At 45.7% G+C, this 19,177-nt stretch carries 15 protein-coding genes and 3 pseudogenes; 8 read left to right on the top strand and 10 right to left on the bottom strand.

The window, feature by feature from the left end; all coding sequences use genetic code 11:
- Window positions 1–186: 186 nt before the first annotated feature.
- From uraH to L4D78_RS00840, 4 genes are all read left to right on the top strand, one after another.
- A complete protein-coding gene (gene uraH / locus L4D78_RS00855; protein WP_428465192.1) occupies window positions 187–540 on the top strand; it encodes a hydroxyisourate hydrolase in 354 nt (117 codons plus the stop codon).
- A gap of 181 nt (window positions 541–721) precedes the next feature.
- The gene (locus L4D78_RS00850; RefSeq protein WP_428465191.1) at window positions 722–2,068 is read left to right on the top strand and encodes an NCS2 family permease; all 1,347 of its coding nucleotides are present in this window, start codon (window positions 722–724) and stop codon (window positions 2,066–2,068) included.
- A gap of 118 nt (window positions 2,069–2,186) precedes the next feature.
- Window positions 2,187–3,587 (top strand): nucleobase:cation symporter-2 family protein, encoded by a 1,401-nt coding sequence (locus L4D78_RS00845; RefSeq protein WP_428455722.1) that lies wholly within the window; start codon window positions 2,187–2,189, stop codon window positions 3,585–3,587.
- A gap of 126 nt (window positions 3,588–3,713) precedes the next feature.
- Window positions 3,714–5,078, top strand: a complete 1,365-nt coding sequence (locus tag L4D78_RS00840) for an 8-oxoguanine deaminase (RefSeq protein WP_428465190.1) — start codon at window positions 3,714–3,716, stop codon at window positions 5,076–5,078.
- Between the two features lie 136 nt (window positions 5,079–5,214).
- On the opposite strand, the pseudogene L4D78_RS00835 reads toward L4D78_RS00840, so the two are convergent.
- From L4D78_RS00835 to L4D78_RS00810, 6 genes and pseudogenes are all read right to left on the bottom strand, one after another.
- A pseudogene (locus L4D78_RS00835) lies at window positions 5,215–5,907 on the bottom strand (IS6 family transposase).
- A gap of 153 nt (window positions 5,908–6,060) precedes the next feature.
- Window positions 6,061–6,444 carry a Rid family detoxifying hydrolase gene (locus L4D78_RS00830; RefSeq protein ID WP_428465189.1) on the bottom strand — a complete coding sequence of 128 codons (384 nt, stop codon included), beginning with the start codon at window positions 6,442–6,444 and terminating at the stop codon, window positions 6,061–6,063.
- 26 nt (window positions 6,445–6,470) lie between these two features.
- On the bottom strand, window positions 6,471–7,898 hold the full coding sequence (locus L4D78_RS00825) for a Na+/H+ antiporter NhaC family protein (RefSeq protein ID WP_428465188.1): 1,428 nt from the start codon (window positions 7,896–7,898) through the stop codon (window positions 6,471–6,473).
- 64 nt (window positions 7,899–7,962) lie between these two features.
- A complete protein-coding gene (locus L4D78_RS00820; RefSeq protein ID WP_428465187.1) occupies window positions 7,963–8,982 on the bottom strand; it encodes a D-cysteine desulfhydrase family protein in 1,020 nt (339 codons plus the stop codon).
- Between the two features lie 46 nt (window positions 8,983–9,028).
- The gene (locus L4D78_RS00815; RefSeq protein ID WP_428465186.1) at window positions 9,029–9,769 is read right to left on the bottom strand and encodes a sulfite exporter TauE/SafE family protein; all 741 of its coding nucleotides are present in this window, start codon (window positions 9,767–9,769) and stop codon (window positions 9,029–9,031) included.
- A gap of 167 nt (window positions 9,770–9,936) precedes the next feature.
- Complete coding sequence (locus L4D78_RS00810) at window positions 9,937–10,824, bottom strand: LysR family transcriptional regulator (protein WP_428465185.1); 888 nt, start codon at window positions 10,822–10,824, stop codon at window positions 9,937–9,939.
- Window positions 10,825–11,053: 229 nt separating this feature from the next.
- Here L4D78_RS00810 and L4D78_RS00805 point away from each other — a divergent pair.
- The 3 genes and pseudogenes from L4D78_RS00805 to iadA all read left to right on the top strand — a co-directional run.
- Window positions 11,054–11,203, top strand: a pseudogene (locus tag L4D78_RS00805) (IS6 family transposase); the annotation flags it as partial.
- Between the two features lie 66 nt (window positions 11,204–11,269).
- Window positions 11,270–11,395 (top strand): annotated as a pseudogene (locus L4D78_RS00800) (IS6 family transposase); the annotation flags it as partial.
- Between the two features lie 71 nt (window positions 11,396–11,466).
- On the top strand, window positions 11,467–12,603 hold the full coding sequence (iadA, locus tag L4D78_RS00795; RefSeq protein WP_428465184.1) for a beta-aspartyl-peptidase: 1,137 nt from the start codon (window positions 11,467–11,469) through the stop codon (window positions 12,601–12,603).
- A gap of 103 nt (window positions 12,604–12,706) precedes the next feature.
- Here the strand turns inward: iadA and L4D78_RS00790 are convergent, their stop codons facing one another.
- The 4 genes from L4D78_RS00790 to gcl all read right to left on the bottom strand — a co-directional run bounded on the left by L4D78_RS00790 (window position 12,707) and on the right by gcl (window position 17,189).
- The gene (locus L4D78_RS00790; RefSeq protein WP_428465183.1) at window positions 12,707–13,312 is read right to left on the bottom strand and encodes a TetR/AcrR family transcriptional regulator; all 606 of its coding nucleotides are present in this window, start codon (window positions 13,310–13,312) and stop codon (window positions 12,707–12,709) included.
- Window positions 13,313–13,656: 344 nt separating this feature from the next.
- A complete protein-coding gene (locus tag L4D78_RS00785; RefSeq protein WP_428465182.1) occupies window positions 13,657–14,559 on the bottom strand; it encodes a 2-hydroxy-3-oxopropionate reductase in 903 nt (300 codons plus the stop codon).
- Between the two features lie 16 nt (window positions 14,560–14,575).
- Window positions 14,576–15,352 carry a hydroxypyruvate isomerase gene (hyi, locus tag L4D78_RS00780; RefSeq protein WP_428465181.1) on the bottom strand — a complete coding sequence of 259 codons (777 nt, stop codon included), beginning with the start codon at window positions 15,350–15,352 and terminating at the stop codon, window positions 14,576–14,578.
- A 61-nt stretch (window positions 15,353–15,413) separates the two neighbouring features.
- Window positions 15,414–17,189 (bottom strand): glyoxylate carboligase, encoded by a 1,776-nt coding sequence (gene gcl, locus L4D78_RS00775; protein ID WP_428465180.1) that lies wholly within the window; start codon window positions 17,187–17,189, stop codon window positions 15,414–15,416.
- Between the two features lie 317 nt (window positions 17,190–17,506).
- On the opposite strand from gcl, the gene aceB reads away from it, so the two are divergent.
- Complete coding sequence (aceB, locus tag L4D78_RS00770; RefSeq protein ID WP_428465179.1) at window positions 17,507–19,153, top strand: malate synthase A; 1,647 nt, start codon at window positions 17,507–17,509, stop codon at window positions 19,151–19,153.
- The last annotated feature ends 24 nt before the right edge of the window (window positions 19,154–19,177 follow it).

The following is a 19,177-nucleotide window of genomic DNA, read 5'->3' as shown; positions in this document are numbered from 1 at the left end:
GCGTCGATATCCATAAAGCCACGGTGAGGAAACCGGAACTCAGCGCAACATAATTGCAACAACTTGCTTTACATAATGATAGGATTGTGTACATAGTTAGTAGTGTAGAAAAACAATTTGTGTACGAAGTGGCATTCGTCAACTTGCTTAGTGCTTAATAAGGAGAGCGCAACCGCGCAAATGAATATGGGACAATTAACAACGCATGTATTAGATACGGCCAATGGTCTGCCTGGCGCTGAGATACCGGTCGAACTATATCGCCTTGATGGCAACAGTACTGAGTTGCTTAACTCGGTTTATACCAATGCAGATGGCCGCACAGACGCACCAATGCTGTCTGGCAACGATTTTAAAACAGGGAAATATCAACTTATTTTCCATACTGCTGATTATTTCAAACAACAAGGTGTCGCACTGCCTAAGCACCCGTTTCTTGATGATGTAGTGATACGTTTCAGCATTGCTGACACCAATGAACACTACCACGTCCCTTTACTTGTCTCTCCGTTTAGCTTTTCAACCTATCGCGGAAGCTAAATAACCACCAATGACAAAACCATAATAGGCAATGTCATAACAGAATGATAAAGCAGCGAATAACCTATACAAAAATAATTACAACCTCATTCGCTGTGCAACAAACCAATGAATTCAAACACAAAAATAAACGATAACGACAATAAGTGAATTCAACCAGGACGGTAAGAGGAACTTTTTCATGAGTGACATGAAAGCGGAAGTGCTCAATAAAGATATGGGATCACCATCCCTTTTAGAACGTTTGTTTCAGCTCAAAGCACACGGAACAAGCATCAAGAATGAAGTCATTGGTGGTGTTACAACCTTTGCAACCATGGCTTACATTATTTTTGTAAACCCAAATATCATGGCATCTTCGGGGATGGATCCCGGTGCCGTGTTTGTCGCAACCTGTATTGGTGCAGCCCTTGGCACCTTGCTTATGGGCTTATTTGCTAACTGGCCGGTAGGCCTTGCGCCTGGTATGGGGCTAAACGCCTTCTTTGCTTTCACCGTTGTTGGCGAAATGGGCTACAACTGGGAAGTGGCACTAGGGGCAGTATTTATTTCTGGTTTGTTATTTGTTGGTATGAGTTTTTATAAGGTCAGGGAATGGATCATCGAAAGTATTCCCGAGAGCCTTCGTTATGCCATGACAGCAGGGGTTGGTTTGTTCCTAGGGCTTATAGGGCTTAAAACCGCGGGGATTGTGGTTGAAAACCCAGCCACGCTAGTATCACTCGGTGACTTTACTCAACCACATGCCTTATTAGCCGCTATCTGTTTTCTGATCATAGCTGTCCTGAGCGAACGTAAAGTGTTTGGCGCGGTATTGATTGGCATTATTAGTGTCACATTGATTGGCCTGATGCTTGGGCTGGTTGAATACAATGGCGTATTCTCTGCACCGCCAAGTATCGCACCAACATTGTTCGCAATGGACATCGCTGGTGCACTCAACCTATCAATGGTGAGCGTGATACTGGCCTTTTTATTCGTCAACATGTTCGATACTGCAGGCACGTTGATGGGAGTCGCCGAGCGCGCCAACCTTATCAATAAAGATACTGGGAAAATCAAAGGACTCAGTAAAGCGCTGAAAGCCGATAGTATCGCCAGCGTAGCTGGGGCTTGCGTTGGCTGTCCGCCAGTGACCAGTTATGTCGAGAGTGCTTCTGGTGTTGCTGCTGGAGGCCGTACAGGCCTGTCAGCCGTGGTGATTTCCCTGCTTTTTGTCGCTGCTATTTTCCTTTCGCCACTTGCTGGCATGATCCCTGCCTATGCTACATCAGGCGCGCTAATTTATGTCGCGTTTGTAATGATGGGTAGCATGCAACACGTTAACTGGAAAGACTTTACTGATTCAGCACCCGCCGCCATTACTGCTTTAATGATGCCACTGACATTTTCTATCGCCAACGGTATCGCGCTCGGTTTTATTACTTATACCGTTCTAAAACTGGCTACTGGTAAAACCAAAGATGTCTCAATCAGCATGTATGTGCTGACGGCTATTTTTGTCGCCAAGTTAGTTTATATCGGTTAATTCGCTCACCGCCAGTCAATGTCGACTGGCGGTAGCTGATCCACCATAGTTACACACACTCACCCTACGCAGTTTGTAGAAGTTTAATTCCGTTAAATAAAACGGTAGAGGACAACCAATGAAACTTCTCTATACCCTTAACGAAAAACCGCCGCACGGCCTAACTTTTTTACTGGCGTTACAACACATGCTTGCCTCCATTGGCGGTATTGTTGCCGTACCACTGATTGTCGGTACGTCTATCGGCTTACCAACAGAAGAAATTGTCTCACTTATCAATGCTGCCCTACTGGCTTCCGGTATTGTCACCATTGCTCAGTGCGTCGGGATTGGCCCAGTCGGGATCAGGCTGCCCATTGTGATGGGATCAAGCTTCGCTTTTCTCGGGGTCTGTATTTCCGTGGGGAAGGACGGAGGAATGAGCAGCATCATGGGGGGCGCCCTCGTCGGCTCATTTTTCGTTATCGCTGCTAGCTTTTTTATGGATAAGATCCGTAAGTTATTCCCGACGGTTGTCAGTGGTGTCGTCGTAACCTTAATCGGTTTAACTATCTTACCCGTAGCAATGAACTGGGTCGGTGATGCGCCAGCTGTCAGCGAAGAATTTGCCACCCTGCCCAAGCTCTTCTTAGCCCTCATTTCACTCGGTATCGTGATTGCGGTATCGGTTTACTGTAAAGGTGCAGTCGCAGCCTCTGCGATAGTTATCGGCCTTGCCGGCGGCTACTTGGTTGCGCTGTCTCTTGGCATGGTTGATCTCGAACAGATCAGTAAAGCCCAATGGTTTAGCGGCCCAGAGCCATTCAAATACGGATTTACATTTTCTGCCGGTGCCATCATCAGTATGAGCTTGGTGTATATCGTTATTGTTGCCGAGGCTACAGGTGACTTTATGGCACTGGGTAATAACTGCCAAACCAAAGTCTCGGGTGAAGATTTAAAACGTGGGCTATTAGGTGATGGTATTGGTAGCACCTTAGCAGCCTGTCTAACCGCCATGCCATTAGCGTCTTTTAGCCAAAATGTCGGCATCGTCGGGATCACAGGGGTTGCTAGCCGCTTCGTGGTCGCTGTAACAGGTGGTCTATTAATTTTAGGCGGTCTATTTCCGAAACTCGCGGCACTGGCTGTCACTATCCCTAAACCTGTGTTGGGTGGGGTCGGTTTTGTTATGTTCGGTATGATTGCTTATGCTGGTATCCGTATGCTAGTGAAAGCCGCCGATACCAAACGTAATGCCTTGGTTATTTGCGTCGGTCTTGCCTCGGGTCTTGCGGTAACATTCGAGCCTCGCCTTATCCAACACTTACCGCATGATATTGCCAACTTCCTGCACTCAGGGATCACCACAGGTACTATTGTGACTGCTTTGCTGCACCAAATTCTACCAAAATCGACAGCCAAAGAAGTCGAAGAGGCCAGAGCACAAGAACAAATGATGCACGACGAGTCGGATGAGTTAGCTGATGAGCCACAAGCTAGCAAAGAAGCACCATTACAAGTACAGCAAGAACGCTAAATTTCACTCATTTCGCTAGATAGCCTAATTGACCAAGGCTATCTCGTTTATTCACCAAAGGCATGATGCCACCTTAAAAAAGACCCTCTTCCCTGAAAAGGCTGAGATGGCTAAGGACTATTATGAATGCAAACCCTATGGCTTAAGAACCCATTAGCAATTTATACCGGTACACATTATGACGCCAATGGCGGTGTGGTAGTACGGGGGAATACCGTTATAGAGCTTGTGGCCAACGGGCAGAACCCTCATCACCCAATTGATGCAGTCATTGATGCAAGCCAACACGTTATCACTCCAGGTTTGATCAATGCTCACCATCACTTCTATCAAACCCTGACTCGCGCCTACCCTGACGCGCTAAATAAAGAGTTATTCAACTGGCTACAGAGCCTCTATCCCGTATGGGCTGGCCTTGATGAAGACATGATGAGTGTCGCCACTGAGTTGGCATTAGTTGAAATGATGATGTCGGGCTGTACCACCGCATCTGATCATCACTATCTGATCCCCACAGGATTGGAGCATGCAATAGACCTGCAAGTCGAAGCCGCTCAAAAGTTAGGGATAAGAGCGATCTTTACCCGAGGTTCGATGAGTTTAGGCGAAGATGATGGTGGACTTCCCCCTCGCCATACCATTCAAACCGAAGACGCCATAGTCGATGATAGCTTACGATTGATTCGCAGCTACCACCAGCGTGATGCAGGCGCGATGACACAAATTGCCCTCGCGCCTTGTTCGCCGTTTTCTGTCACCACCGAGCTAATGAAAGAAACCGCCTACATCGCCAAACAAGAAAACGTCATGATGCACACCCACTTGTGTGAAACCATTGACGAGGAAGACTTCTGCCTCGAGCGATTTGGCTACCGCCCTGTCGACTACCTTGAAGAGGTTGGTTGGCTCAATAACAGGACTTGGCTCGCCCACGGTATTCATTTTAATGATGAAGAAATCCAACGCTTAGGCAAGGCGAATATTGGGATCAGCCACTGCCCGACATCCAACATGATGCTGGCTTCTGGAATTTGCCGTAACAATGAGCTAGAAGCTGCAGGCGTGAGCGTCGGACTGGGCGTCGATGGCTCAGCCTCCAACGATGGTTCGAACATGATTGCCGAAGTGAGGATGGCGATGTATTTGCAACGCTTGCGCTATGGTTCGGCTAATGTGAGTCATTTTGATGCGCTGCGTTGGGCAACGGCTGGGTCAGCCAAAGCCATGGGACGGGACGATATTGGGACGCTGGCCGTCGGTAAGCAAGCTGATATCGCAATGTTTAAATTAGATGAAATCCGCTTCTCTGGCTCGCATGATCCGCTTGCGGCTCTGCTGTTATGTGGTGCACAGCAAGCAGATAGAGTCATGATCAATGGCCAGTGGCGAGTTCATGATGGCCAAGTTATTGGTGTTGATATCAACCAGTTATTAACTCGTCACCGAAAAGCGGCAATGCGCCTAGCGGAAAAAGCTCAAGCTTTACGCTAACACTTCGACCATCCCCGATAATGAAACCAGCCAAGCCCCTATAAAATGAACCACATTTTCTAGACGGCTTGGTTGCAATAATGGGTTCTGTCGCAAAGTTATTCAAATGTACAAGCGTACTGATTTACAGACACAATTAGGCTGCTAACGCATAGAATTCATCCCAAACAGATAAACTATCAGGATTGTCGAGCTGCCCATTTTTAATCATCGACCAAAGCTCTACACCGGCTAAGGTGGCCTTTGCCCCTTCGTCTGATTTCCAGCCCAGTGCCTGGTTCATTTTGCCTTTCACTTTCCGGTGGCTCTGCTCGACAAGATTGTTCAGGTATTTTACCTGAAGGACTTCAATTAAATTGAGTATCTAGCCGTTCAGCCAAAGCGCTACATTAATATGATGCAGGGCTAACGCGTTGGAATGGCTGCCATCAATCGCCACCTTTTTGGGTAATCCATGTAAGCCAATGGCCTTGTGGAAAAAGGCTCTCGCGGCCTTTTCATCTCGTGTATCTCGCAGTAGAAAATCAATAATATTGCCGTATTTATCTACGGCCCGGTAATAATACTTCCACTGGCCTTTGACGTTAATGTAGGTCTCATCCATCCGCCACGAGGCGGTGACAGGCTTCTTTCTTCAGCGAGCTCGGTGTTCTCGTTGTGGAGCGAACTTGATGACCTATCGGTTAATCGTTGAGTGGTCAACATGGATACCCCGCTCAGCCATGAGCTCTTCGATTTCACGGTAGCTGAGCTTATAAGAAACATAATAACGAACAGTTTGAAGGATAATCTCAGAAGGAAAATGTCGGCCTGTGAATTGAATTGTCATGGTGTTGGAAGTGATGAATGTTGGCACTGATCATAACCTACCATCCCAGTTTGCGACAGAACCCAATATCGGGGGATGGGCAAAAATGGCCATAGAGGGGATTAGAATTCTGCACCTTATCAAGAGGTGCAGACTATTACTATGTTACTGGTCTTATCTTAAAGCCATTACTTCAATTTCAACTTTTACATCCAAAGGCAAACGCGCTACTTCAACACAAGAACGTGCTGGGAAAGGCGCTTCATTATCTGTAAAGAACGCTTCATAAGCTGCATTCACTAGCGCGAAATCATTTAGGTCTTTCACAAACACCATTGTTTTAACGATGTTCTTAGCTTCCAAGCCTGATTCTTTCACGATAGCGAGAGCATTGTTCAAAGACTGCGTTGTTTGCTCTGCTACGCCTTCAGGAATCACTTTTGATTCAGGGTTGATAGGTAACTGGCCTGATGTAATAACGATGCTTCCTAAATCCACACCTTGAACGTAAGGACCGATAGCGGCTGGTGCTGAAGTCGTATTAATTGCGTTCATCATGTTTATATACCTTAATAATTTTTGAATTAAGAAGCGACTGGTTTGCCTGGTGCTTTAGCGGAAGCCTTCGCACCCTGCCTCCAACCAGTAACAATAGAGAACATAAATACTAGGAACAGAGCCCATGGATACGGCGCAATGAAGCTGATTGCCGCTGATGGTACCTGAATATTTGAGTTAATCGCTGAGGCTTCGATTGCTGAGTACCAAACCATAACGGCTAGACACCAAGGCATCATGTAGAAGATTGAACACGTTGCAGCTGACATCAAATTACTTCGACGTTCTGGCGTGATGTTTTGCTCTTCACCTATTGGACGAACGATAGTAGGACCAACCAATAATTGAGATGGTGCGTTCGCGCTCACTAGTAACGATGATGCAGCAGCAGAGAAAAAAATGATCATCTCGCTCTTGACTCTGCTATCGCCTAAGTTGTTCTTGATGGCTCTCAAGATGCTATCCATAAGACCTGAATCCATGAATATTCTGATGATGCCAAGAAGAATCAACACGAACATAACCGCGCCAGTAACACCACTGATAGCCGACTCAATAAGACCTGTGCTATCTCCACGCGTTCCCGGAATCTGGAACAGGTCAGAAATGCCAAACTTACCAAGGCCAACACCTACAACTATGGCCGTTAGAATTCCGTAGCTAAGCGCTTCGATTAGATGGCGACCTTTTAGAGCTGTAACAACAACGGCTACTACCGCTAGCAACATAACTAGGTTGCTTGGCTCTAGTGCATCAAGATCAACATGACTTGCTACTTGAGCGGCTTCACCACTACCACCGAAGAAAAACAAAACAGTCAGGGCAATTGTCCCGGCCACTACGGCCAAAGGGAAACGCTCTTTTACTGTTTGGCCAAGATCGGCATCTTGAGTCGCACAGCCAACAATGGTCACGTCAGAGATTGGAGCAACGTTATCACCAAATACCGCACCAGAAAGTAACGCTAGCGCCGCCCAGATTGGATCTGCGCCAAGCATGACAGCAGCAGGGAATAAGATTGGGGAAAGTGCTAGGTTAGCGCCGTTCGATGAGCCTGTACCCGCAGCAAATATTGCATTGGAGAAGAAGACTATTATTAAAAAGGCACTGCCTTGTATCCCGGTTGATAAACCAAACCATAAGATCCCATCGACCAAGCCACCAGCTCGCATTAAGCCGCCGAGGACTGCTGCAAACATCCAGGCCGTGATTACAACGACCCCTGTTTTGTTTGCGATACCATCAAGAATAGATTTGCAGTATTGGCCTTTGTTTTTAACCAGCAAAAGACCAACGAGAATTGCTAGGAAGCCAGGAGCCCAAGCCCCTTTAGGGCCACCCATGCCATGCGCAGTAAGCAACAGCATTAAACTTATCATTAGAAATAGAGGGACTATGCCGCCTATCTTACCTATATAGAACTCTAGCTTAGGTTGTGGTGCATGTTCAGACATAACTAAATCCTTTAATCAAAGGGGGGAGTCAATCAATGACTCCCTTATCCGGTTGTGTTCTTAACTACTTACCTTCGACTAGTTCTGGGTAGCCAAATAGTGACGGTGTACCGCCTGTATGAATGAATACAACGTTGTCAGTGTCTTTAAATTCACCATTTTCAATCATTCCGATAAGGCCACACATTGCTTTGCCCGTATAGGTAGGATCAAGCAAGATGCCCTCTTCAAATGCTGTCATGTGAATCGCTTCAACAACTTTCGTACTCGGTACGCCGTAACCTGGAGCTAATACCCAGTCAGCACACTTAACCATACCCGGCTTTAGTTTGCTTTCATCGATATCAAGCATCTTCAACACTTTGCGCGTTTTAATTTCCACTCGTTCTGTTTGAGCTTCTTGGTCACGGCGTACACAAAACCCATATACAGGGATATCAAGGTCTAGAGCAATCAAACCAGCCATTACACCCGCGTGAGTGTTTGCAGAGCCCGTACCTAAGATAATTGCATCAATTGGCGTCCCCGTAGCTTGAGATTGTAGATACATTTCTTCTACACATTCAACGTAACCCAGAGAGCCCCACGGTGTTTTATCTGTTGCGCCTAGTGGAATGACAAACGGGTTGTAACCTTCCTCTTTGAGCTCCGCAGCGCGGTCGTACATCGCCTGGTCAGCGCCTGTTTCGTCTTCACCTACATCGTATGAGTGAACCTTTGCGCTCATTAGCTTGTTTAGGTAAGGATTGCCGCTTTCTTGATACTCTTTCGCGTGAGTATCAACGCGGTGTTCAAGCTGTACCTCAACGTGCCAACCCATTTTACGAGCAGCTGCTACTGTCTGGCGAACATGGTTTGATTGAACGGCGCCCGTAGTTAATAGAGCATCTGCATTCAAATCCAAAGCACGACCGACATAATATTCAAGCTGACGCACTTTATTACCACCGAATGCTAAACCAGTTGCATCGTCTCGCTTAATATAAATATTTGGACCATTAAACTTCTTGGTCATATTTGGCATTAGTTCAAGTGGTGTAGGAAGGTGAGCTAATTGCGCTTTAGTGAATTTGCCTGTTAACATATTTATTACTCCGCTGTAGGGTGGAATTAGTTATTAGATTGTAGTTTCATAGAGTGACTATAATATTTGCGCCACTACCTAGTAATACGAATAGAACGATATTTTCAAATAATTTAGGATTAATAAACTTAGCGATATAATCCCCAAAGAAAAGACCTGCAAATGTAGCGGGTAGCAACATTAGAGAATATTCCCAAGTTTGAGCGTCAATACCGAATATAGACATTTGTAATATTAGAGAGACTGAGTAAGAGATTGTTGATGTTGCAATAACCGCCGCTCTGATTGTGTTCTTTTCAAGGTCACACTGCGATAGATAACCAACCATGACAGGTCCAGGCATAGCAAGTGCGCTAGCCATTGCGCCAGAGATGGTACCAATGATTCCGGTGTACTTTCCGTTGATAGGCAAGAAGCTTTGATGTGCTTGATTTCTAGAGCGGAAACGCTCAAAGCAATTCTGAGCACACATTAATAGGATTAGTACGGCAACAGAAATTTTTAATGTTTCAGTGTCAGCAAAATAGAAAAGAGCAATACCAATTGGATAACCAATCGCGCAACCATTTAATAGTTTCTTAACTAAATAAGATGGTATTATCTTTCTTATTTTATAGCAGTGAACAATTGACATTGCCAATGTTATAATAATGACAATTTGAACGGCGTCAGTTGATTTTAATAGAATAAAAAATGCAGAAACAGCAACAATCCCAAAGCCAAAACCAGTCGCGGCTTGTAATGTAGCAGCGAAGAAAGCCACTACTAATAATAGCAACACACTCATAGAAAAAGCACCTTATTTAATAATTATCCCAATTATTAATAATGTTCACTTTAAGAACAAATTACATTTTTAATGCTGGCTATAACTAAATGTGATAGTGAATGAAATTGCAGAAGATTAAGCAGGCGCTTAATTACTGGAGATATGCCGGGAAAGCTAGGCCTGGCTTACTTGAAGTGTTCAAAAACCAATTCGTTGAAGGCATCAAACAGCCTTGAGTTTTGTTTAGCTTTAAGTGAAACAATGCTGTATTCCCACGTAACTTCTGGCAGAAATGGGATCAAAACGACATTTTCATTATTGTCATGGGCGAACTCATCCAGGATGGCCGTTCCTACCCCTTTACTCACTAATGTATGTAGGTGGCGCTGGGTTCGTGCTTCTAGAAGAATCTTTCTGTTGATTTGCGCTTTGTCGAAAGCTAATTCAACTTTACGCCTGAACGGACTACCAAACCCCAGGACAATAAAGCCCTCGTTCTCAAGCTCATCTGCTGTTAGTGACTCATAATGCGCTAGTGGGTTATCCGTGTGCATGACAACCTTTGCTTTGTGTATGCCTAGTGGCTCAATGACCAGCGAGGGATCAACTAAGGGATCGACAACGATAGCCAAATCTATCTTATCCGCTTTTATCATCTCTTCTAATGAAGCACGGCCACCAGGCTCAAGCTCTATGCTTACTTTCGGGTGTAGTGCTAAGAACTCAATCACTATACCTGTAATGAAGTCCTCCATGATGTGCATGAACCCTACCCTAAGCCTTCCGGTGTTATTGCGTGAGATTGATTCCGCTACCTTGGTTAGTGCATCCATGCCTATAAACAGGTTTTGGACCTCTCTATAAAAAATGTGCGCTTCTGGTGTTGCCGTCATCTTGTTTTTGGTGCGATTAAACAAACTAAAACCTAATCGATATTCGAGATCATTCAATAAGCGACTGGCCGCGGGTTGCGAGACATGAAGCAGTTCAGCAGCGCTCGTGACTGAGCCAGTAAGCATAAAATACTTAAACGCTTCAACCTGCCTAACTTTGATGTTTTTTACTGACGGCATAAATTTATCTCCAAGCATTAAGTGGAAAGGTAGAGCGTGCAATATGCCCTGTGATATCAATTTAACAATGTTTCATTTTTCCCTCGAAATGTAAAAAAAGCTTTAGATTCAAGCAAGAGGTAATTTCTCGTTTTGGGCGTTTACGCAGGTCAGGAACTTAAGTTTGAATGTCACAAGATGTGGCTTTGTCGCAAACTGGAGTCGTAAGTTATGATCTTCATCAACATTCATCGGTCGTCATTTTCCTTCCGAGATCATACTTCAGTCCGTTCGTTACTATCTTTCCTACAAACTGAGCTACCGTGAAATTGAAGAGATATTGGCAGAGCGTGGCATCATAGTTGATCACTCAACATTGAATCGCTGGGTACTCAAATATGGGCTCCGTTGCAAAGTTTGAGGATTCAGGCACGCTAGGAATAAATACCTAAATGGAATTACTCGCATGTTAGATTTCAAAGGCCGCCACTTCACTGCTGATATCATTCTTTGAGCTGTGCGCAGGTACTGCAAATACGGTATCAGCTACAGAGAGTTAGCTGAAATGTTGTTAGAGCGAGGTATCACGGTTCTGTCGCAAACTGGGATGGTAGGTACTGCTTGCCAGCGTACCTTCACCCTACAAAAACAAAAGGCCACTGCATGTTTACACTACTCAAAAACGCTGAGCTTTATTCTCCAATGCCTACCGGCAAGGTGGATGTTTTATTATCACAAGGCAAGATTTTGGCAATTGAGCCGTCGTTGCAAGTCGCTGGACTTAAACATGTGACTACTATCGATTGCAGCGGGAAGATTGTGACCCCCGGACTAATTGATCAACATATTCACCTAACCGGCGGGGGTGGTGAGGCAGGGTTTGCGAGCCGCACACCACAAGTTACATTAAGTAAACTAATCAAGGCTGGCACCACCACCGTTATTGGAGTGCTTGGAACTGATGGCATTTCCCGCTCGCCTCGTGATCTCTACGCTAAAGCATCAGCACTGCGAGAGGAAGGGCTAAGTGCCTACATGCACACGGGTTCTTACGAGGTGCCGACTAAAACGATTACAGGTTCGATCCGTGACGATATAGCATTCATCCCTGCAGTACTTGGCGTAAAGGTCGCGCTCGCTGATCACCGCTGCTCATTCCCAAGTACTCATGAGCTTGCCCGAATCGTTTCAGACATCCGTATTGCAGGTATGCTATCGGGCAAACGCGGTGTGCTACACATGCACATGGGCGGGTTAGATAACCCTTTTGCTCAAGTTAACGAGCTGCTTGAAATGGGACTACCAATTCACCACTTCTCACCTACCCATGTCGCTCGTACCGAGAGTCTGTATAACGAGGCAATGAGCTTTGCCCGCAAAGGTGGGTTCATTGATATCACCTCTGGTGGTAGCCGTTTTGTGGCACCTGAGCAGGCAGCCAAACTTGCATTAGAAAACGGTGTCGACGCCCGTCGCATTACCATCAGTACCGATGGTAACGGCAGTATCCCGACTTTTGATGACAATAATGAACTCACAGGCATGGCTGCTGCAGATGTTGATAGTAACCTTCTACTGCTACCAAAACTCATCAACAACGGTATTTTACCCGAGCAAGCTATCGCCATGCTAACAGCCAACGTGGCTGACTCACTTGGTATCGCAAAAGGTCGAGCTGAAATTGGTGCCGATGCAGATCTGTGTATTTTCAATCCTGACTTTACACTCGAAAGTGTTGTCGCCCGAGGAAAGCCAGTGCTGCTTAACGGCGAATTACAAGTAACGGGTAACTTTGAGTAATAAACCATTAGAAGCCTGAAATATCACTTCAGGCTTCCACCATCAAGGCTGGTTGATGAAAAAACATCGCTATCAAGAGGTTCTACGACTGCTGTAACCAGTACTAACGAAGCTGGCAACCATTGATCACAAACTGAGTCAGAAAATTGGCTGCTTCCTCGAAATCGCGATCATCCAGCCTCTCTTTCTTCATCACATTGCAAATTTGCCAGCTGAAATCCGCATACGTCTGGGTCGCCGCCCAAATGGTAAACATAAGATGATGGGCCGGTAGCTGAGCCATATACCCTTTTTCTGACCAATAAGTAAATTTACCCATGATCATTTCTGACTGCTTCAGCAGTTCACTGGCAATGTCTTCAGGTAAGTAGTTGGCTCCTGACATGACTTCATTCGCAAACACTTTAGAGGCAAGTGGGTGATCACGAGAGATCCGAAGTTTGGTCTTAATATATTCGGTCAATGCTTCAGCCGGGTCATCAAGCTGTTCTATTGGTTGAGAAGCCTCTAGAAGCGGCTGTATTACCGTATCAAGTACCGCACGATACAGGTTATCTTTGGCACTGAAGTAATAAAACACATTCGGTTTGGGGATATCTGCCGCTTTGGCAATGTCAGCCATTTTTGTCGCAGCATAGCCTTGTTCGGCAAACAAGCGACAGGCCACTTCGATAATACGATCTTGGTTCTTTTGTCTGATCCGTGACATGGCCTTTCTCCCTGGCACTTAGGTACAGCATTATGGTAGTCGATATACTGAAGGGGTTAAAGCGCAGAAACACACTAGGAATAACGAAAGCCAGAGTTGTGACTGACACCATAAAACAGGTGCAATGAACAAAAAGAATGGGCTAAAGGATCCCGAAGCTATACAAAAGCGCCTGTCAGGGTGAAAGTAGGTCCCAAGGATACGAAGAACACCTACCTTCAAACTCTTGTTGCTTCGGGAACGCGTAGGAAAGGAGACAAAAAATACGCGTTTTATTAATGTTTAATGACTTACCCCACGCTTAGCAGTATGAGGTAAGGTATACGTACCAACCTAGTCACTACCTATTCTTCACGAATAGAATGATCAGCCAGTTTTTCAATCGCTTTGATCATCGCAGAATGATCCCAATCAGAACCACCTTGTTCGGCACAATCATCCAGCAACTCTTTTGCCTTTATGGTGTTTGGTAAACTAACGCCCAGAACCTCTGCTCCGCTAATCGCCAGATTCAAGTCTTTCTGGTGAAGCGCAATTTTAAACCCAGGGTCAAACGTCCCTTTGATCATACGGTCGCCGTGTACCTCAAGAATTTTCGAGCTGGCAAAACCACCCAGTAATGCTTCGCGAACACGTGCTGGATTCGCCCCCGCTTTTGACGCGAACACCAAGGCTTCTGACACCGCTTCAATATTCAATGCAACAATGATTTGGTTGGCAACTTTACACGTTTGCCCAGCACCATTATCACCCACTAACGTAATATTCTGGCCCATGATCTCAAACAGTGATTTTGCTTGGTCAAAGTCGCTCTGACTACCGCCAACCATGATACTCAAGCTGCCATTCACCGCACCCACTTCACCACCAGAAACAGGAGCATCTAAATAACTGGCACCACTTTCTTTGATGCGCGCTGCGAATTGCTTGGTTTCAATCGGTGATATCGAACTCATATCAATCACCAACTTCCCTTGTGCGCCCCCACTTGCAAGCCCGGCCTCAACCCCATTGTCACCAAATAACACATCCTCAACTTGTGGCGTGTTAGGTACCATTAAGATCACCACGTCAGCTTGCTCAGTGGCAGCCTGTACCGATGGGAATGTTTTGCCTCCCGCAGCAACAAGATCTTGCGGAGCCTCATTGAAATGCGTTGAAAACAGCAGCTGATGGCCTGCTTTTTGTAGGTTTGCCGCCATTGGCTTACCCATAATACCTGTTCCGATAAATGCAATAGTACTCATGATGCTTTCCTTAACATTAGTTGTATTCTTCTAGCCAGCGAAGACCTGCAAGCGTGGTCGTTTTCGGTTTATATTCACAGCCAACCCAGCCCTGATAGCCGATGCTATCGAGGTGCTGTAAAACAAACGGATAGTTAATTTCACCGGTACCCGGCTCGTGGCGACCTGGATTGTCAGCTAGCTGGACATGGCGGATCTGTGCGAGGTTGTTACTTAGCGTCTGCGCTAAGTCACCTTCCATGATCTGCATATGGTAGATGTCGTATTGCACCTGAATATTGCCACTGCCGGTCTGCTCAATAATCGCTAAAGCTTGCTGGGTATTTGTCAGGAAGAACCCCGGTATATCACGGGTATTAATCGCTTCAATGATGAGCTTAACACCTGCCTTTTCAAGCTCTTCTGAGGCATAACGTAAATTACTGATAAATGTCGTTTCAGCTTGTTCAGCACTAACGCCTGTCGGCACAATGCCAGCTAAACAGTTGAGCTGGTCACACTCCAATGCCTTGGCATATTCAATGGCCATTGCCACGCCAGATTTAAACTCCTCGACACGGGCAGGATCAACAGCAATACCTCGGTCGCCCTGCTCCCAATCGCCAGCTGGCAGGTTAAATAGCACTTGCTTAAGGCCATTTTCGCTTAGCTTGTTTTTTAAGGTTTGCTGCTCAAATGCATAAGGAAACAGGTATTCAACCCCTTGAAAGCCAGCCTTTGCGGCGACATCAAAACGTTCAAGAAAATCGAACTCGGTAAACAACATGGATAAATTAGCGGCGAACTTTGGCATTGTTAAATCCCTTAATATATTTTGCCTAGCAGCGGTTGCCCGCTGCTGCTTATCTAACATTTTATTGGTTGAATGTGATCGCAGTTGGTGCGTCATCAACACCTTCAGCTAGCGGCTCAAATTCGTTCACGCCATCAATTTCAACCCCCATAGCAATATTGGTAACGCGCTCAAGCATCAGCTCTACCACAACTGGCACTTGGTGTTTCGCCATCAGTACTTTGGCTTCTTCAAAAGCAGCGGCAATGTTATCTGGGTCAGTAACACGAATCGCCTTACAGCCTAGTCCTTCAACAACGGTGACATGGTCAACACCATAGCCTTCTAGCTCTGGGGCATTTTGGTTATCGAAAGCAAGCTGTACACAGTAATCAATATCAAACTGACGCTGGGCCTGGCGGATCAACCCTAGGTATGAATTGTTCACCACAACATGGATATAAGGCAGGTTAAACTGTGCACCTACTGCTAGTTCTTCAATCATGAACTGGAAATCATAATCACCCGAGATAGCTACAATCGGACGATGGGGATCGGCGACACGAGTACCAAGGGCAGCAGGGATCGTCCAGCCTAACGGGCCGGCCTGTCCACAGTTGATCCAATGGCGGGGCTTATAAACATGCAGGAACTGCGCAGCCGCAATCTGTGAAAGGCCGATGGTGCTGACATAACAAGTGTCTTCACCAAATGCTTTGTTCATTTCTTCATAAACTCGCATTGGCTTCATCGGCACTTGATCAAAGTGCGTCTTACGTAGCATGGTAGCCTTACGATGCTGGCACTCCCCCACCCACTGTGAGCGATCTTGCAACTTACCTGCTTGCTGCCACTCTTTAGCCACTTCAACCAGTAGCTCCAGCGCTGCTTTAGCATCAGATACAATGCCAAGATCAGGACAGAACACCCGACCAATTTGGGTTGGCTCAATATCAATATGAACGAACTTGCGCCCTTCGGTATAAACATCAACCGAACCAGTATGGCGGTTCGCCCAACGGTTACCGACACCAAAAACAAAATCAGAATTCAGTAACGTGGCATTACCATAACGGTGTGCCGTCTGTAGCCCGACCATACCAGCCATCAACTCATGGTTATCCGGTATAGAACCCCATCCCATTAAGGTAGGGATCACTGGTATACCTGTAATTTCAGCAAACTGCTGTAATAGCTCCGATGCCCCAGCATTAATTACACCGCCACCAGATACAATCACCGGAGACGCAGACTCATTCAACATGGTCAGCGCTTTTTCTATCTGCTGACGGCTTGCTTTCGGCTTATAAGGTTCAAGTGGTTCATAACTATCAATGTCAAATTCAATTTCGGCCAACTGGACATCAAGCGGCAAATCAATCAAGACTGGGCCTGGTCGACCTGAGCGCATAAGGTGGAACGCCTGTTGGAAAGCTCGTGGAACTTGGGCTGGCTCCAATACCGTTGTAGCCCACTTGGTTACAGGTTTAGCAATAGTTTCAATATCAACGGCTTGAAAGTCTTCTTTATGTAACCGAGCCCGTGGCGCTTGACCTGTAATACATAAAATCGGAATCGAGTCTGCAGACGCTGAATACAACCCAGTGATCATATCAGTACCAGCAGGGCCTGAAGTACCAATACAAACCCCGATATTTCCTTGAGTCGTGCGGGTATAACCTTCAGCCATATGCGAGGCACCTTCCACGTGGCGGGCCAATACATGGTCGATTCCACCCAGCTTTTTCATTGCTGCATACATCGGGTTAATTGCGGCTCCAGGTACACCGAACGCAATATCTACCCCTTCTTTCCTTAGTACTTCTACCGCAGCTTCAATAGCTTTCATTCTTGCCATACACGACTCCATTTTCAAGATTGTATACAATTTACAACATAATTGTATTCTATGCAGCGAACGATGATTTAGGCAAGCAATACGCAACAGTTTTTTAACATTACAGATTAACGAAAGCGAAAAGCCAAATATTTATCGTTAAAATACAATAAAATACAAACTGGTACGATGAGGTAAAAGTTAATCGCAAAAAATAACATTGAAAAACAAATGTTAAATACTCTTTGCAAGCACGTGGATATCAGGATATAAAACAAATAAACAACAACATTTTGTACACAACAAACGACAATTATTGTTTCAAAGGAGACGACACAATGATTACAGATGATTTAGAGATAGAAAAACACACAAGGTGTATAGAGGTTATTGGTCAAATAGAGGATGAAGGGTACGAAGAGATCCTATCGCCTGATGCACTTAACTTCTTAGATGCCATTGTCACTAAATTCAATGCACGCCGTAATGAGCTGCTGGCACTGCGGTCACAACGCCAACAGCGTTTTGATCAGGGTGAGCTTCCCGGCTTCCGAGCTGACACGCAATCTATACGGGAAGATAAAAGCTGGTCTGTCGCACCTATTCCTCTCGCATTACAAGATCGCCGTGTTGAGATTACCGGTCCCGTCGAACGTAAGATGGTGATTAATGCCTTAAATTCTGGCGCAAAGGTATTCATGTGCTGCTTTGAAGATGCATCAGCACCGACTTGGGAAAATATGGTTGATGGCCAAATTAACCTGCGTGATGCCAACAGCCGTACCATTAGTTATACCGACCTGAAAAAAGGTAAGCATTACAGCTTAAACAAAGATCCGGCATTATTGATTGCTCGTCCACGTGGAATCCACTTGCCAGAAGCACATATACAAATTAATGGTCAGCCTATTGCTGGCTGTTTGATGGACTTTGCACTGTATTTCTTCCACAACTACAAAGCTCGCCAGGCACAAGGCCTTGGTGTTTACTACTACATTCCAAAATTAGAATGTATGGAAGAGGCACAATGGTGGGATGATGTATTCAGCTTTACTGAAAGCTACTTTAAGGTGCCGACGGGCACAATTAAAGCCACCGTACTGATTGAAACCCTACCCGCCGTTTTCCAGATGGATGAAATGCTTTACGCCATGCGTGATCATATTGTTGCCATGAACTGCGGCCGCTGGGACTATATATTCAGCTACATAAAAACACTGAAAAACCATAAGGATCGGATCCTCCCAGATCGCCACGGTGTTGGCATGGATCAACCTTTTCTTACCGCATACAGCCAACTATTAATCAAAACATGCCACCAACGTGGCGCACTCGCGATGGGGGGCATGTCTGCCTTTATTCCCAATAAAAATCCAGAAGTTATGGCGCAAGTCGTGACAAAAGTTGTTGAAGATAAGCAACGTGAATCCGGTAATGGCCATGATGGTACTTGGGTTGCCCACCCCGGCCTTGTAAACACGGCAATGGAGATTTTCGACAATCACCTTTCAGGTAAAACCAACCAGCTTGACTTCCACAGCCCGACGGAAGAGATCACTGCAGAAATGTTGCTATCGCCATGTAACGGTAGCCGCGATGAAGCTGGTGTACGTAAGAATATTCGCATTGCGCTTTACTACATTGAGGCCTGGATCCAAGGCTACGGCTGCGTACCAATTTACGGCTTGATGGAAGACGCCGCCACGGCTGAAATTTCACGTGCAAGCATATGGCAATGGATTCACCACGGTGTAGAGCTCGATGATGGACAAACATTTACAGCCCCATTATTCAGACAATGGCTAAATGAGGAGCTCGATACTATTCGCTCGGAAGTTGGTGATGAGCGCTACAACAAAGGACGTTTTGAGGAAACTGCTCAAATGTTTGATGAGCTTTCAACAACCGAAGAGTTTGCCGCTTTCTTAACATTGCCAAGTTATAGCTTACTTACCGAAGGCAGCTTTAACCGCAAAAACGAATAATTTACCCATCGCCAGTTTGGTCGA

The organism is Photobacterium minamisatsumaniensis, assembly GCF_050336695.1.
Taxonomy (GTDB): Bacteria; Pseudomonadota; Gammaproteobacteria; order Enterobacterales; family Vibrionaceae; genus Photobacterium; species Photobacterium minamisatsumaniensis.
This window is presented reverse-complemented; position numbering and strand designations above follow the sequence as displayed.